This is a genomic window from Streptomyces griseobrunneus, assembly GCF_046713465.1.
In the GTDB taxonomy this organism is placed as follows: domain Bacteria; phylum Actinomycetota; class Actinomycetes; order Streptomycetales; family Streptomycetaceae; genus Streptomyces; species Streptomyces microflavus.
On the sequence record NZ_CP177080.1, the window covers coordinates 6,095,268 to 6,109,911 of the forward strand.

13 protein-coding genes and 1 riboswitch are annotated in these 14,644 nt (G+C 71.0%); of the genes, 10 read left to right on the forward strand and 3 right to left on the reverse strand.

Translation table 11 applies throughout. The features are described from left to right. Positions 1 to 16: 16 nt before the first annotated feature. The 5 genes from qcrC (at position 17) to ACK8N7_RS27755 (ending at position 6,494) form a co-directional block, all read left to right on the forward strand. A complete protein-coding gene (gene qcrC / locus ACK8N7_RS27735; protein WP_403208814.1) occupies positions 17 to 826 on the forward strand; it encodes a cytochrome bc1 complex diheme cytochrome c subunit in 810 nt (269 codons plus the stop codon). Further along, positions 823 to 1,875 carry a cytochrome bc1 complex Rieske iron-sulfur subunit gene (gene qcrA / locus ACK8N7_RS27740; protein ID WP_403208816.1) on the forward strand — a complete coding sequence of 351 codons (1,053 nt, stop codon included), beginning with the start codon at positions 823 to 825 and terminating at the stop codon, positions 1,873 to 1,875. Before qcrC ends, qcrA begins: the two co-directional genes overlap by 4 nt. Beyond that, the gene (gene qcrB / locus ACK8N7_RS27745; RefSeq protein WP_403208818.1) at positions 1,872 to 3,518 is read left to right on the forward strand and encodes a cytochrome bc1 complex cytochrome b subunit; all 1,647 of its coding nucleotides are present in this window, start codon (positions 1,872 to 1,874) and stop codon (positions 3,516 to 3,518) included. Before qcrA ends, qcrB begins: the two co-directional genes overlap by 4 nt. A gap of 123 nt (positions 3,519 to 3,641) precedes the next feature. Further along, positions 3,642 to 4,706 carry an anthranilate phosphoribosyltransferase gene (trpD, locus tag ACK8N7_RS27750; RefSeq protein ID WP_403208820.1) on the forward strand — a complete coding sequence of 355 codons (1,065 nt, stop codon included), beginning with the start codon at positions 3,642 to 3,644 and terminating at the stop codon, positions 4,704 to 4,706. Positions 4,707 to 4,791: 85 nt separating this feature from the next. Then, positions 4,792 to 4,909: riboswitch (SAM riboswitch) on the forward strand. 205 nt (positions 4,910 to 5,114) lie between these two features. Beyond that, complete coding sequence (locus ACK8N7_RS27755; protein ID WP_500444433.1) at positions 5,115 to 6,494, forward strand: aminotransferase class V-fold PLP-dependent enzyme; 1,380 nt, start codon at positions 5,115 to 5,117, stop codon at positions 6,492 to 6,494. 69 nt (positions 6,495 to 6,563) lie between these two features. Here the strand turns inward: ACK8N7_RS27755 and ACK8N7_RS27760 are convergent, their stop codons facing one another. Together ACK8N7_RS27760 and ACK8N7_RS27765 are read right to left on the reverse strand one after the other, a co-directional pair. After that, a complete protein-coding gene (locus ACK8N7_RS27760; RefSeq protein WP_003969641.1) occupies positions 6,564 to 6,845 on the reverse strand; it encodes an Lrp/AsnC family transcriptional regulator in 282 nt (93 codons plus the stop codon). Next, entirely contained in the window at positions 6,842 to 7,594 is a 753-nt protein-coding gene (locus tag ACK8N7_RS27765) for a rhomboid family intramembrane serine protease (protein WP_403208824.1), read from the reverse strand. The genes ACK8N7_RS27760 and ACK8N7_RS27765 overlap by 4 nt, the downstream gene beginning before the upstream one ends. A gap of 194 nt (positions 7,595 to 7,788) precedes the next feature. On the opposite strand from ACK8N7_RS27765, the gene ACK8N7_RS27770 reads away from it, so the two are divergent. The 5 genes from ACK8N7_RS27770 to ACK8N7_RS27790 all read left to right on the forward strand — a co-directional run bounded on the left by ACK8N7_RS27770 (position 7,789) and on the right by ACK8N7_RS27790 (position 13,364). Beyond that, a complete protein-coding gene (locus ACK8N7_RS27770) occupies positions 7,789 to 8,031 on the forward strand; it encodes a hypothetical protein (protein ID WP_015608051.1) in 243 nt (80 codons plus the stop codon). Between the two features lie 39 nt (positions 8,032 to 8,070). Next, positions 8,071 to 9,432, forward strand: a complete 1,362-nt coding sequence (locus ACK8N7_RS27775) for an NYN domain-containing protein (RefSeq protein ID WP_500444434.1) — start codon at positions 8,071 to 8,073, stop codon at positions 9,430 to 9,432. Positions 9,433 to 9,723: 291 nt separating this feature from the next. Further along, a complete protein-coding gene (locus ACK8N7_RS27780) occupies positions 9,724 to 10,749 on the forward strand; it encodes a C40 family peptidase (RefSeq protein WP_403208828.1) in 1,026 nt (341 codons plus the stop codon). Between the two features lie 254 nt (positions 10,750 to 11,003). Beyond that, on the forward strand, positions 11,004 to 12,032 hold the full coding sequence (locus ACK8N7_RS27785; RefSeq protein ID WP_403208830.1) for a C40 family peptidase: 1,029 nt from the start codon (positions 11,004 to 11,006) through the stop codon (positions 12,030 to 12,032). Positions 12,033 to 12,095: 63 nt separating this feature from the next. Continuing rightward, positions 12,096 to 13,364, forward strand: coding sequence for a hypothetical protein (locus ACK8N7_RS27790; RefSeq protein ID WP_500444435.1), 1,269 nt, complete (start codon positions 12,096 to 12,098; stop codon positions 13,362 to 13,364). Here the strand turns inward: ACK8N7_RS27790 and ACK8N7_RS27795 are convergent. Then, on the reverse strand, positions 13,340 to 14,617 hold the full coding sequence (locus tag ACK8N7_RS27795; RefSeq protein ID WP_500444436.1) for a glycosyltransferase 87 family protein: 1,278 nt from the start codon (positions 14,615 to 14,617) through the stop codon (positions 13,340 to 13,342). The genes ACK8N7_RS27790 and ACK8N7_RS27795 overlap by 25 nt on opposite strands. Positions 14,618 to 14,644 lie beyond the last annotated feature (27 nt).

The following is a 14,644-nucleotide window of genomic DNA, read 5'->3' on the forward strand; positions in this document are numbered from 1 at the left end:
GACACCGGGGTAATCCGTGAAAAAGCTCTCCGCACGACGACGCCATCCGCTGGCGGCGGTCGTCGTACTACTCCTCGCGCTGGCGGCTACCGGGGGGCTGTACGCCGCGTTTGCGCCTGCGGGCAAGGCGCAGGCCGATGAAACCGCCCAGTCCCTCGCCATCGACGAGGGCAAGAAGCTCTACACCGTAGGCTGCGCCAGCTGCCACGGAACCGGCGGTCAGGGCACCACCGACGGGCCGTCCCTCGTGGGCGTGGGCTCCGCCGCCGTCGACTTCCAGGTCGGTACGGGCCGTATGCCCGCGCAGCAGCCGGGCGCCCAGGTACCGAAGAAGAAGGTCATCTACACACAGGCGGAGATCGACCAGCTCGCGGCGTACGTCGCGTCGCTCGGCGCCGGTCCGATCACGCCGACCGACAAGCAGGTCGACCCGGCCGGCGCGGACGTCGCCAAGGGCGGCGAACTGTTCCGCAACAACTGCGCCCAGTGCCACAACTTCACGGGCAAGGGCGGTGCTCTCACCAAGGGCAAATACGCCCCTGACCTCGAAGGTGTGAGCCCGAAGCACATCTACGAGGCCATGCAGACCGGCCCGCAGAGCATGCCCTCCTTCCCCGACACGACGATGCCGGAGCAGCAGAAGAAGGACATCATCGCGTACATCCAGACCGTGAACGGCGAGGAGACGGCGAGCCCCGGTGGCCTCGAGCTCGGCGGTCTGGGTCCGGTCAGTGAAGGCCTGTTCGCCTGGATCTTCGGACTCGGCGCCCTCGTCGCCATCGCCATTTGGGTCGCGGCCCACACCGCTAAGGCCAAGAAGTCATGAGTAGCCAACAGATTCCAGAAGACAACCTGCCCGTGGTGCAGGAGACCGCGCACGGCGCGGTGGAGGGTACGGACGACCCGTTCGCCGACCCGGGGCTGCCGGCCCACAAGCCGCGCATCCAGGACCTCGACGAACGCGCCGCGAACCGCTCCGAGCGGGCCGTCGCGTTCATGTTCGTCCTCTCGATGCTGTCGACGGTGGGCTTCATCGCCGCCTACGTCATCTTCCCGGTGGACAAGATCGTCTACATCTGGCCCTTCGGCCATGTGAGCGCGCTCAACTTCTCCCTGGGAGTGACGCTCGGCTTCGCCCTCTTCTTCATCGGCGCGGGCGCCGTCCACTGGGCGCGCACCCTGATGTCCGACGTCGAGGTCCCGGCCGACCGCCACCCGATCGAGGCGACGCCCGAGGTCAAGGCCCAGGTCCTGGCCGACTTCGCGGCCGGTGCCGAGGAGTCGGCGCTGGGCCGTCGCAAGCTCATCCGTACCACCCTCTTCGGTGCGCTGGCCCTGGTGCCGCTCTCCGGTGTGGTGCTGCTGCGCGACCTCGGTCCGCTGCCGGAGAAGAAGCTCCGGTCCACCCTGTGGGCCAAGGGCAAGCTGCTCGTCAACATGAACACGATGGAGCCGCTGCGCCCCGAGCACGTCGCCGTGGGCTCGCTGACCTTCGCCATGCCCGAGGGCCTGGAGGAGGACGCGCACGACTTCCAGTCGCAGATCGCCAAGGCGGCCCTGATGATCATCCGCATCGAGCCGGACGACATCAAGGACAAGCGCCAGCGCGACTGGGCCCACGAGGGCATCGTCGCCTTCTCCAAGATCTGCACCCACGTCGGCTGCCCGATCAGCCTGTACGAGCAGCAGACACACCACGTGCTCTGCCCGTGCCACCAGTCCACCTTCGACCTCTCCGACGGCGCCCGCGTCATCTTCGGTCCGGCCGGCCACCCGCTTCCGCAGCTGCGGATCGGTGTGAACAGCGAGGGCAACCTCGAAGCGCTCGGTGACTTCGACGAGCCCGTCGGCCCGTCCTTCTGGGAGCGCGGATGAGTACTGAGACAACCAACCCGCCCGCCGGCCAGGCGGGACAGCGCAAGGCACCCGCGGGCGAGCGGGTCGCCGACTGGGCTGACGGCAGGCTCGGCATCTACGGCCTGGCCAAGGCCAACATGCGCAAGATCTTCCCGGACCACTGGTCCTTCATGCTCGGTGAGGTCGCGCTCTACAGCTTCATCATCATCATCCTCACGGGTGTGTATCTGACGCTGTTCTTCCAGCCGAGCATGAACGAGGTCGTGTACCACGGCCCGTACGAGCCCATGCAGGGCATCCGGATGTCGGAGGCCTACGCCTCCACGCTGAAGATCAGCTTCGAGGTCCGCGGTGGTCTGCTCGTGCGGCAGATCCACCACTGGGCCGCGCTGATCTTCCTGGCCGGCATGTTCGTGCACATGATGCGCGTCTTCTTCACGGGCGCCTTCCGCAAGCCGCGCGAGGTCAACTGGCTGTTCGGCTTCCTGCTCTTCGTGCTGGGCATGTTCACCGGCTTCACCGGCTACTCCCTCCCGGACGACCTGCTGTCCGGTACGGGTGTCCGCTTCACCCAGGGCGCGATCCTGTCCGTGCCGATCGTCGGTACGTACATCTCGATGTTCCTGTTCGGCGGCGAGTTCCCCGGCCACGACTTCGTGGCCCGGTTCTACTCGATCCACATCCTGCTGCTGCCGGGCATCATGCTCGGGCTGCTGGTGGCCCACCTGATCCTGGTCTTCTACCACAAGCACACGCAGTTCGCGGGTCCCGGCCGGACCAACAAGAACGTCGTCGGCATGCCGCTGCTGCCGGTCTACATGGCGAAGGCCGGAGGCTTCTTCTTCCTGGTCTTCGGCATCATCGCGATCATCTCGGCCATCGCCACGATCAACCCGATCTGGGCGCTCGGCCCGTACCGCCCGGACCAGGTGTCCACCGGCGCCCAGCCCGACTGGTACATGGGCTTCGCCGAGGGTCTGGTCCGTGTCATGCCGGGCTGGGAGATCGTCTTCTGGGGTCACACGCTCAACCTGGGTGTGTTCATCCCACTGGTCCTCTTCGGCCTGGTGCTCTCGCTGCCCGCGGTCTACCCGTTCCTCGAGTCCTGGATCACCGGGGACAAGCGCGAGCACCACATCCTGGACCGCCCGCGCAACGCCCCGACCCGTACGGCTCTCGGCGTCGCCTGGATCACGGCGTACTTCATCGGCCTCGTCGGCGGTGGTAACGACCTGTGGGCCACGCACTTCCATCTGTCGCTGAACGCCATCTCGTGGTTCGTCCGGATCTTCTTCTTCGCCGGACCGGTCATCGCGTTCATCGTCACGAAGCGGATCTGCCTGGGCCTCCAGCGCCGTGACCGGGACAAGGTGCTGCACGGTCGCGAGACCGGCATCATCAAGCGCCTGCCGCACGGTGAGTTCGTGGAGATCCACGAGCCGCTCTCCCCGGGGCAGCTGCACACGCTCACCGCGCACGAGCAGTACAAGCCGGTCGAGCTCGGCCCAGAGGTCGACGAGAACGGCGTCAAGCGCAAGATCTCCCCGGTCCAGAAGGTCCGGGCCAAGCTCAGCAAGGGCTACTTCGGCGAGGACAACCAGATCGCCAAGCCCACCGCGGAGGAGTACAAGGAGATCAGCGAGGGCCACGGCCACCACTGATCGTCCGAACTGTTCGCCACAGCGGGAGCCCCGTCCATTCGATGGACGGGGCTCTTCGCGGTCCCGGCGGCTGGATAGGGTGGAGCCGACTCTTTACCGGCTGTGGACCCCCTGGAGCGGACCATGAACGTTGTGACCCCGAGCGGCGGCGACAGCGTGGCGGACCGTTCCTGGCCCGGCCTGCTGAACCCCCTGCTGCGCGGCGAGAACCTCTCCTCCGACGAGACCGCCTGGGCGATGGACCGCATCATGAGCGGCGAGGCGACCGACGCGCAGATCGCCGGCTTCGCGGTGGCGCTGCGGGCCAAGGGCGAGACCGTCGAGGAGGTCACCGGTCTGGTGCGCGCGATGTACGCGCACGCCAACACCATCCATGTGCCGGGCCGCACCGTCGACATCGTCGGCACCGGCGGCGACCTCGCCAAGACGGTCAACATCTCGACCATGTCCGCGATCGTCATCGCCGGGACCGGCGCCAAGGTCGTCAAGCACGGCAACCGGGCCGCCTCCTCGGCGAGCGGCTCGTCCGACGTACTGGAGAAGCTCGGCGTCAACCTGGAACTGACCCCGCAACGGGTGGTCGAGGTCGCCGAGGCGGCGGGCATCACCTTCTGCTTCGCCGTGAAGTTCCACCCCGCCCTGCGGTACGCCGCCAAGGCCCGCAGGGAGCTCGGGGCGCAGACCACGTTCAACATCCTGGGCCCCCTCACCAACCCGGCCCAGGTGCGCTCCCAGGCAATCGGGGTGGCCGACGCCCGGATGGCGCCCATCGTGGCGGGCGTCCTCGCGGAACGCGGCAACTCGGCGCTGGTCTTCCGCGGGGACGACGGGCTCGACGAGCTGACCACCACCGCCACCTCGCGGGTCTGGGTGGTCCGTGACGGCACGGTGCGCGAGGAGCCCTTCGACCCGCGCGACGTCGGCCTCCCGCTGGTCCCCGTCGAGGCGCTGCGCGGCGCCGACGCCTCGTACAACGCCGATGTGGCCCGCCGCCTGCTGGACGGCGAGGGCGGCGCGGTACGCGAGGCTGTGCTGCTCAACTCGGCGGCGGCGCTGGTCGCGCTCGACCCGGGACCGGGCACGCTGACCGAGCAGATCGCGGCGAAGATCCTCGTCGCGGCCGAGGCCGTCGACTCCGGGGCGGCCAAACGGGCCCTGGACCGGTGGGTGGCGGCCAGTAACGCCTGAGGGACGCAGAGTGTGACGCAGGGCGCAGTCCGGATGCCGGACTGCGCCCTTGCGCGTCTGCATACATATGGCAAGATGCTGCGCAGGTCATGAGTGACAGCGACTACGGCCCCGGCCCGCTGTCCGGCAACCCTCCGTCCGTGGCGGGGTGCCCCGGGTGAAGACCAGGCCGTAGGCAGCGAGGTCTGCGGCAAGCGCGGGCCCCTCGGCGTCCAGTGGACGCCAGCCCCCGGGGTCCTGGTCCCTAGGGAGCCTCTTGTGAGCAAGCGAATGCGTTAGGGCTCGTCCCAGGGCTTTTCGTGCCCTTGGCTGAACGCCCTCCTTCAGCGCACCCTTTTCCTTCCTTCTCCTGCGCTGCCGCGTACCCGCCGGCGCACGGATTTCGCCTGCCTTTTACGGGAGTTCGCCATGCCTGTCTCCACCGCTGCCATCGACCCGTCGGTTTGTGCCCCGCTGCCCGTTCTGGGCCAGGATGTCACCGTTCCGCTCGTCACCGGCGGTGAAGTCACCTACGCCGCGCTCGACTACGCCGCCAGCGCCCCGGCCCTCCAGCGGGTCTGGGACGACGTCGCCGCGTACGCCCCGTACTACGGCAGCGTCCACCGCGGCGCCGGATACCTCTCGCAGCTCTCCACCGACCTCTTCGAAAACAGCCGCCGCACCGTCGCGGAGTTCCTCGGCTGCCGCGCGGACGACCAGGTGGTCTTCACCCGCTCGACGACCGACTCCCTCAACCTGCTGGCCGCCGCGATCCCGGCCGGCTGCCAGGTCTTCGTCTTCGAGACCGAGCACCACGCCTCTCTGCTGCCCTGGCGCGATGCCCAGGTCACCTACCTCAACGCACCCCGCACCCCGGCCCAGGCCGTCGAGACCCTGGAGCGCGCTCTCGCCGACCGCGACCCCTACGGCCCCGCCCTGGTCTGCGTCACCGGCGCCTCCAACGTGACCGGCGAGCTGTGGCCGGTGAAGGAACTGGCCGCCGCCGCCCACGCGCACGGTGCCCGGATCGTCCTGGACGCCGCCCAGCTCGCCCCGCACCACCCCGTCTCCATCGCCGAACTGGACGTCGACTGGGTCGCGTTCTCCGGCCACAAGCTGTACGCGCCCTTCGGATCCGGCGTCCTGGCCGGCCGCTCCGACTGGCTCCTGGCGGCCGAGCCGTACCTCGCCGGCGGCGGCGCCTCCCGCAAGGTCGCCCGGCGCGCCGACGGCGGCGTGGACGTCGACTGGCACACCACGGCCGCCCGCCACGAGGCCGGCTCGCCCAACGTGATCGGCGTCTACTCCATCGCCTCCGCCTGCAAGGCCCTGACCGAGGCGGGCTTCGACAACCTGGTCGCCCGGGAGCAGGAGCTGGTGAGCCGGGTCCGCGAGGGGCTCGCCGCGGTCCCCGAGGTCCAGGTGCTCTCGCTCTTCGGCGACGACGCCCCCCGGGTCGGCGTCATCTCCTTCGTGGTGCGCGGCTGGAACAGCTCGCACTTCGCCGCCGCCCTCTCCGCGGAGTACGGCATCGGCGTCCGCGACGGCCTCTTCTGCGCCCACCCGCTGGTGCGCACCCTTCTCGGCAGCGACCCGCAGGATCCGGGCGAGTGCGGCGCCCCCGAGGCCGAGCCGGGCGAGCGGTCCCTCAACGCGATCCGGGTCAGCTTCGGCGCCGGTACCCCGGACGAGCACATCGAGCGGTTCCTGCGCGCGGTCTCCGAGCTGGTCAGCGAGGGCGCCCAGTGGAAGTACCGCACCGAGGACGGCCGTTGCGTCCCGGACCGGGGCACCGCCGCCCAGGTCTGAGGACGGACGTACGGAAACACCTCGGCCGGGGACGGGCGCACTGCCCCTCCCCGGCCGAAAGGTGTGGCCCTACGCGTCCAGGCCGATGGCGAACGCCGCTTCCAGGTCGTGCTGGGAGTACGTACGGAACGCCACATGCGTGTCGGTGCCCTCGACGCCCGGGATCTTGCTGATCCGGCCGGGGATGACATCGGCGAGGTCGTCGTGGCGGGCGACCCGGACCATGGCGATCAGGTCGTAGGTGCCGGTGACGGAGAAGACCTCGCTGACACTGTCCAGCGCGGCGATGGCCTCGGCGATCTCCGGAATCCGGTCCACGCTGGTCTTGATGAGCACGATCGCGGTGATCACGGCTGTCTGTCTCCCTCGGTCGCCGTGGCTGGAACCTTCACTCTAGCCCTCCGCCCATACCGCCCCCAGGCGTAGAGGAACCCGGCGGCGAACCCCGCCACATGCGCCAGATACGCCACCCCCGGCCCGGCGTCCGCGGCCTGGGCCGCCGCCCACTGGAGCCCGAACCAGAAGACCAGCACGATCCAGGCGGGGAAGCGCAGCGGCAGGAAGAAGAGGAACGGGAACAGGCTGGTCACCCGGGCCTTGGGGAACAGGTACAGGAACCCGCCGAGCACCGCCGAGATCGCGCCCGACGCGCCGACCAGCGTCTGGCCGGAGTCCGCGTGCACCGCCGCGTAGCAGACCAGGGCCAGGTAGCCGCACCCCACGTAGAAGAGGGCGAACTGCACCCGGCCCATGCGCTCCTCGGCCATCGCCCCGAACACGTACAGGAAGAGCAGGTTCCCCAGCAGGTGGAGCCAGCTGCCGTGCACGAACAGCGCGGTGAACGGCATGAGCAGGGCGCGCGCCGAGCCCTCCCACAGCTCGGCCGGGATCACCCCCCACCGCTCGAAGTACCCGGCCTGCGCGGCGAGCAGCGCGTCCTGGCTCCCGTAGGAGGCGCCGCCGAACCCGGAGAGCGGGCTGATCAGGAAGACCGCGCAGCACAGGGCGATCAGCCCGTACGTCACCGGGGCCCCGCCCGCCGCGCTGTCCCGGACCTTCCCGGCCGTGGCCCGCCAGTCGAACTGCCGCCCGTCGATCATGTACAGAGCATGACGTACCGGGGGAGAACGTGACGGAGCGCCTCGCCGTGCCGATGCCTATACGCGAGGCCGTAGGGTTACGCCAGGAATTCCGCAGTTCGACGGCGCACCGCGAGATCCTTGACGTACGACAGGAAGAGACGCGGCGGCGCGCCCGGCGCGCTCTCCGCCAGACGACGAAAGAGGACGCAACGATGACGACGGTTCCCCTGCCGACCGACGGGACCCGCTGGCGCTGCACCCTGTGCGGCAATCTCACGCGCTTCGACGTGACGCGCTCCTCCAAGGTCGTGGAGTACGTCCATCTCGACCTGGCCGGTGAGTCCAGTGTCGAGGAGCGGGAGGTGGTCAGTGAGACCATCGAGTCGGTCCGCTGCCGTTGGTGCAACGCGGTGGACCAGATCGAACTGGTGGACAGGCCGGGTGCCGCCTCCTGAGGGAGCGCACCGACAGACATATCTATGGGGTGACGGACGGTGGATCAGCCGACCAGCGGCGCCGAACCGGCCGATGCGGCCGACGGCGGTGCAGAGGCGCTCGACCGCCCGCTGCCCGAAGGTGTACGACGGCGGGTCGTCGCCCTGGTCTCGGACGCCTTCGGCGGCCTCACCGTCGCCGAACTCCCCGCCCAGTTGCGGCAGTATGCCCGGTTCACTCCGACCCGGCGGGCCAAGTTCGCCGGGAACGCGATGGCCGCCGCCCTGGAGAGCGACCCCCTCTTCCGGCAGCGCATCGGTGAGCGGCTGAGCCAGACCCAGCCGGAGCTGGCCGGTGCGCTGGAGGCGGGTTCGCCGCCCGCGGCCGCCGACCCCGTCGATGTGGCCGCCGCCGCCTATGTGCTGCGCCCGACGGGCTGGGTCAAGCTGGTCGAGGCGGCCGGCGAGGAGGTCCAGCGCGCCGACGCGGAGCGGGTGGACGAGGAGAGCCGGCGCGAACTGGTGCAGCTGCGCGAGGAGCTGGAACGGGCGCGCGCCCACACCCGCAGCGAGACCGAGCGGCTGCGCACCGAGCTGGACGCGGCCCGCAAGGAGTCCGAGTCGCTCCACCGCAAACTGCGCTCCGCGCTGAGCGAGGTGAAGCGGGGGGAGGCCGCCCTGCGCCGCAGCACCGCCGAGGCCGACGCCCAGCGGGCCGAGGCGTCCGCCCAGCTCTCCGCAGCCGAGAGCGAGTCACGCCGGCTCAAGAGCAGGCTCGGTGAGGCCGAGGCGGCCCTGGAGGCGGGCCGCAGGGCCTCCCGCGAGGGGCGCTCGATGGAGGACATGCGGCTGCGGCTGCTGCTCGACACGGTCCTGGACGCGGCCTCGGGGCTCCGCCGCGAGCTGGCCCTGCCCCCGGTGACGGCCCGCCCGGCCGACAGTGTGGACGCGGTGGAGCCGGGCCGGATGTCGCCCAAGGACATTGCCGCCAGGGCGCTTTCGGACACCGATCCGGCGCTGCTCGACCAGCTGCTGGCGCTCCCGCAGGCGCATCTCATCGTGGACGGCTACAACGTCACCAAGACCGGCTATCCCCAGATGCCGCTGGAGAAGCAGCGGCTGCGGCTGCTGGGCGGTCTCTCGGTGCTCGCCGCGCAGACCGGCGCCGAGATGACCTGTGTCTTCGACGGCGCCGAACTGGCCGCTCCGGTGCTGCTCGCCCCGCCGCGCGGGGTGCGGGTGCTGTTCAGCAAGGCGGGGGTCACCGCGGACGAGCTGATCCGTCAACTGGCCCGCGCGGAACCGCCGGGACGGCCCGTGGTGGTCGTCTCCACCGACCGAGAGGTGGCGGACGGGGTGGCCAAGGCCGGCGCCCGGCCCGTCGCGTCCGTCTTGCTCCTGAAGCGCCTTTCGCGCGTCTAGAAACAGATGTGCGACATGTGTGGCATGCCGGATTTTTGGGAACGTACCGTCAAGTCATCGCTACACGTGGTGCGGTGAGAGTAAAGAAGTGCCTGCTGTGACAAGAAAAATCCTGTGAGGATTTGAACTGATCACAAGATGGTCACTAGGGTCAGGGCTCGAACCTTCGCACGGTAGATCACCCATCCGGGGTGGCAGCGAAGGAACCGCCTAGTCCGTGATGTGTACGGAGCCGGGGATCTCGTCCCCCACAGCCCGGTAGGCGGCTCGAGGAAGAAGGAGCTCGCCTTCGTGGCGTCCCACCGTCGTCCCAAGCAGGCGAGCCGCACCCGCGTGACCGTGCTCACCGCGACCGCCGCCGCGGCCGTGGCCCTGTCCTCCCAGGCCGCCCACGCCGACCCCAAGCCGAGCAAGAGCGAAGTCAAGGCGAAGGTCGACAAGCTCTACCACGAGGCCGAGGCGGCCACCGAGAAGTACAACGGGGCCAAGGAGCAGCAGGACAAGCTCAAGAAGCAGGTCGACGCGCTGCAGGACAAGGTCGCCCGCGGCCAGGACGAGCTCAACAGCCTCCGCGGCGAGCTGGGTTCGATCGCCACCGCGCAGTACCGCTCCGGCGGTATCGACCCCTCGGTCGCCCTCTTCCTCGCCTCGGACCCGGACAGCTTCCTCGACCAGGCCTCCGCGCTCGACCAGCTGACGGTCAAGCAGACGGAGTCGCTGCAGAAGATCCAGTCCAAGCAGCGCACCCTGGCCCAGCAGCGCCAGGAGGCCCAGGACAAGCTCGGCGACCTCGCCGACGTCCGCAAGGCGCTCGGCGAGAACAAGAAGAAGTACCAGGGCAAGCTGGCCGACGCGCAGCGGCTGCTCAACAGCCTGACGCAGGCCGAGCGGGCGAAGATCCAGCAGGAGGAGAACCGCGCCAGCCGCGCCTCCAACGAGCGGGTCGAGCTCGGCAACGAGGCCCCCGCGTCCAATCGCGGTGCCGCCGCCCTCAGCGCCGCCGCCACCCAGCTCGGCAAGCCGTACGTCTCCGGCGGCTCGGGCCCCAACTCCTACGACTGCTCCGGGCTGACCCAGTGGGCCTTCGCCCAGGCCGGCGTCAACATCAGCCGGACCACGTACACCCAGCAGAACGACGGCGTGAAGATCGGCCGCAGCCAGCTCAAGCCGGGCGACCTGGTCTTCTTCAACGGCCTGTCGCACGTCGGCTTCTACGCCGGCAACAACCAGATCCTGCACGCCCCGAAGCCGGGCACCGTCGTCCGTTACGAGTCGATGGACTACATGGGCACCTTCCAGTTCGGCGTCCGCATCTGACGCCACGCCCGCCGAGACGACGCCCGAACGAGGGAATAGCCTCACCCCACGCTGACGCCCTGCCCCGCCGGAGACCGAGGTCACCGGCGGGGCAGGGCTGTTCGACGCCTCTTCCGCCACCGGCGAGGTCTTTGGCCGCCCGGTAGTCGTCCGATTACTGTCTGGCTGCTGTGCGGCTCCCGCTCATCGGTCCGCCCGTCCCGGGCGGCAGGGGTCGCGCGTTACTGCGTCAGCGGAAGGGAGTGCGGCTTCCTGTGGTGTCCCATCGCCGTCCCACACAGTCCGGCCTCAATCGGAGCGTCCGCGTCACGGTCATCTCGGCGGCAGCCGCCACCGCGGCCGCGACGCTGACCGGGGCCCCGGCGAGCGCCGACCCGAAGGACACCCGCGAGAGCGCCAAGGCCGCCGTCGACCGGCTCTACGGCGAGGCCGAGCAGGCCACCGAACTCTTCAACGAGGCCGGGGAGCGGGTGGAGCGGCTGCGCGGCGAGGCGGACCGCGCCCAGGACGCGGCGGCCCGCGGCCAGGACTCCATCAACCGGATGCGCAACTCCCTCGGCGCGATGGCCGGCGCCCAGTACCGCACCGGCTCCATCGACCCGGCGCTCGCACTGCTGCTCTCCTCCGACCCGGACACCTACCTGGAGCGGGCCGCCGCCCTCGACCGGGCCGGCGCACGCCAGGCGCTGACCCTGGACAAGCTCCGGCACACCCAGCGCAAGGTCGCCCAGACCCGCTCCGAGGCCACCCGCGCCCTCACCGAGCTGGAGCTCAACCGGGCCGCAGTGACCCGTCACAAACGCGCCGTCGAGGCCAAGCTCCGCCAGGCCCGGCAGCTGCTGAACTCGCTGCCCGCCGAGGACCGCGCCTCCTTCGACCGGGCCTCGCGCTCCGGCCGCGACGGCGCCCCCGACCTCTCCGGCGTCGCCCCGGGATCGGCCCGGGCGATGTCCGCCGTGGCCGCCGTCCGCCAGGCGCTCGGCAAACCGTATGTCTGGGGCGCCAACGGGCCCTCCGGCTTCGACTGTTCCGGGCTCATGCAGTGGGCCTACGCCCAGGCCGGGGTGAGCCTGCCCCGCACCTCGCAGGCCCAGCGGCACGCGGGCCGCATGATCCCGCTCTCCCAGGCCCAGCCCGGCGACCTGGTCGCCTACCGCGCCGACGCCAGCCACATCGGCATGTACGTGGGCAACGGCCAGGTCATCCACGCCCCCTATCCGGGCGCCCCGATCCGCTACGACCCCGTCGGGATGATGCCCGTCTCCTCGGTCACCCGGATCTGACCACCGCCCGGATCCGGCCGCCGTGCAGACCGCCCGCCCGGATCTGACCGTACGATCGGCAGGGTGGCCGAACGAGGACGACGTGGTGCGCGGGGGAGACGCCCCCATCGGCGTCGGCGTGCGGCGGGCCCGGTGCTCGCCGCCCTGCTGACCGCCTCCGCCTGTGTGGCCCCGGCGGACCATCGGGACGCCGCCACCTCCCTCACCGTCCGGGAGATCGACGCCACCCTGGAGCGCCGCGCCGCCGCCGTCCTCGCCCGGGACCCGGCGGGCTACCTCGACACCATCGCCCCCGACGCCGTGAAGCTGCGGGCCGTCCAGCGCACCGAGCTCGCCAACCTCGCCGACGTACCCCTGAAGTCCTGGACGTACGAGGTCAAGGGCATCACCGAGCAGGACGGCGAGTGGGCCACCACCGAGGTGGAGCTGCGCTACCGGATCGACGGGTACGACACCGCGCCCATCGCCACCCGCCGCACCCTGGAGCTGATGCGGGACGGCGAGCGGTGGTACGTCAGCGCCGACCGGCCCGCCGAGGGCGCCTCCGACCAGCTCTGGCACCAGGGGGAGGTGGAGGTCGTCCGGGGCGCCCACAGCCTGGTCCTGGGCGTCGGACGGCCCGAGGAGGAGCTGCGCCAGGTCGCGGACACCGTGGACCTCGCCGTACCCGCCGTGTCGGACGCCTGGCCCCGGACCTGGGCCCGCCGGGTGGTCGTGCTCGTCCCGGACTCCGTGCAGTCCATGGCGGGACTCCTGGGCTCCCCGGGGACCAGCTACCGGGGGATCGCCGCCGTCACCACCGGCGAGGCCGGCGCCACCGGGAAGCGCCCGGCCCTCGCGGACCGGGTGATCGTCAACCCGCAGGCGTACGCCTCGCTCGGCAGCTTCGGCCAGCGGGTCGTCCTGACCCATGAGACGACCCATGTCGCCACCCGGACCAGCACCTCCACGGCCACCCCGGTCTGGCTCTCCGAGGGGTTCGCCGACTGGGCCGCCTACCGGGGGGAGGACCGCACCCCCGACCTCATCGCCCCGGAGCTGACGCGCGCGGTCCGGGCCGGTGACGTACCCGCCGGACTCCCCGTCGACAAGGACTTCGGCTTCGACGGCGACCCCGCCGAGCTCGCCCGGGCCTACGAGAGCGCCTGGATGGCCTGCGAGCTCATCGCGGAGCGGTGGGGCAAGGAGAAGCTGACCGCCTTCTACGCGGCCGTCGGGGCCCATCCGGGGCGGGACGGGGCGGTGGAGCAGGCGATGGGATCGGTGCTCGCCACGACGCCCGAGGAGTTCACCGTTGACTGGCGCGACTACCTGAGCGCCCGGCTCGGCTGATCCCCGCGCGCCGGACGCGCTCCGGCGCCCGGCCCGGACCGCGCCCCCGGCACCGTCTCCCGCCACAGCTCCCGCGCGGCGAGCAGGGAGGCCGCCACCAGCAGCCCGTTCCGTACGAACAGGAGAGTCACGCCCCACGCGTCGCTCGCCACCACCTCGGCGAAGTACACCGGGAACTCCAGCACCGTCACCCCCGCCGCGACCAGCACCAGCACGGCGGGCCGGACCATCCCACCGCCCCGGAACGCCAGGCAGACCGCCGCGAGCCCGACCAGCCACACCACGTACTGCGGGCTGATCACCCGGCTCGTCGTGGTGAACAGCAGCACCGCCGTGAACGCGGCCTGCGCCGGGGTGTGGGCGGCGAACGCACGGGCCCGCAGCCGCCACACCAGCAGCCAGCCCAGGGCCAGCGCGGCGAGCCCCAGGGCCAGCGTCGAGGCCAGCTCCACGTGCGGGCCGAGGAACTCCATGGAGCCGTAGTGCAGCTCCACCCGCCCCTCCCACCCGAACTGCCGCGCCACATGGAAGACCAGCGCGCCCAGCGACTCGATCTCGGTGCCCCGGTCCCGCTGGAAGGCCAGGAACGCGAACGCTCCCGGCATCCACAGCGCGAAGCCCACACCGAGCCCGGCCGCCGTCAGCGCCGCCGCCGACCAGGCCGCGCGGGTCGGCCGCCCCCGCCGGATCCCCACCAGCACCAGCGCCGGCCACACCTTCAGCAGCGCCCCGAACGCGGCCAGCACCCCCAGCACCCGGGGATGGCGCACCCCCGCCAGCAGCGCCGCCACCGCGACCGCCGTCACCATCAGGTCGTAGCGGGCGTACACGGTCGGCCCCAGCAGTGGCACCCCCGCGATCCACACCCACGCGCCCGCCGCCCTTATCCCCGGCCGCCGCCCCGCGTACAGGAGCAGCCCCAGCACCAGCGCGTCGCAGAGCAGCACGAGGGCGTAGAAGGCGCTCGCGTACTCCCAGAAGGGCAGCAGGGCGGGGGAGAGGACCGCGAGGGCGGCGCCGGGCGGGTACTGCCAGGTGACGTCGTGCAGCGGGTACGTGCCGGAGAGCAGCACCTCGTACCAGCCCCGGTAGATCACCGACACGTCCACCGTGACATCCGGGCCGGGCACGGACAGCACACCGGAAACGCCGAACACGCAGAGCAGCAGCGCCGCCCGGGTCAGCGCCCAGGCCGCGCACGGCAGCAGCCCGTACGGCAGCAGCCGTACGCCGGTGGGTGCCCGTCCCGTCATCGCCGCCGCCCTCACCGTTCCGACCTG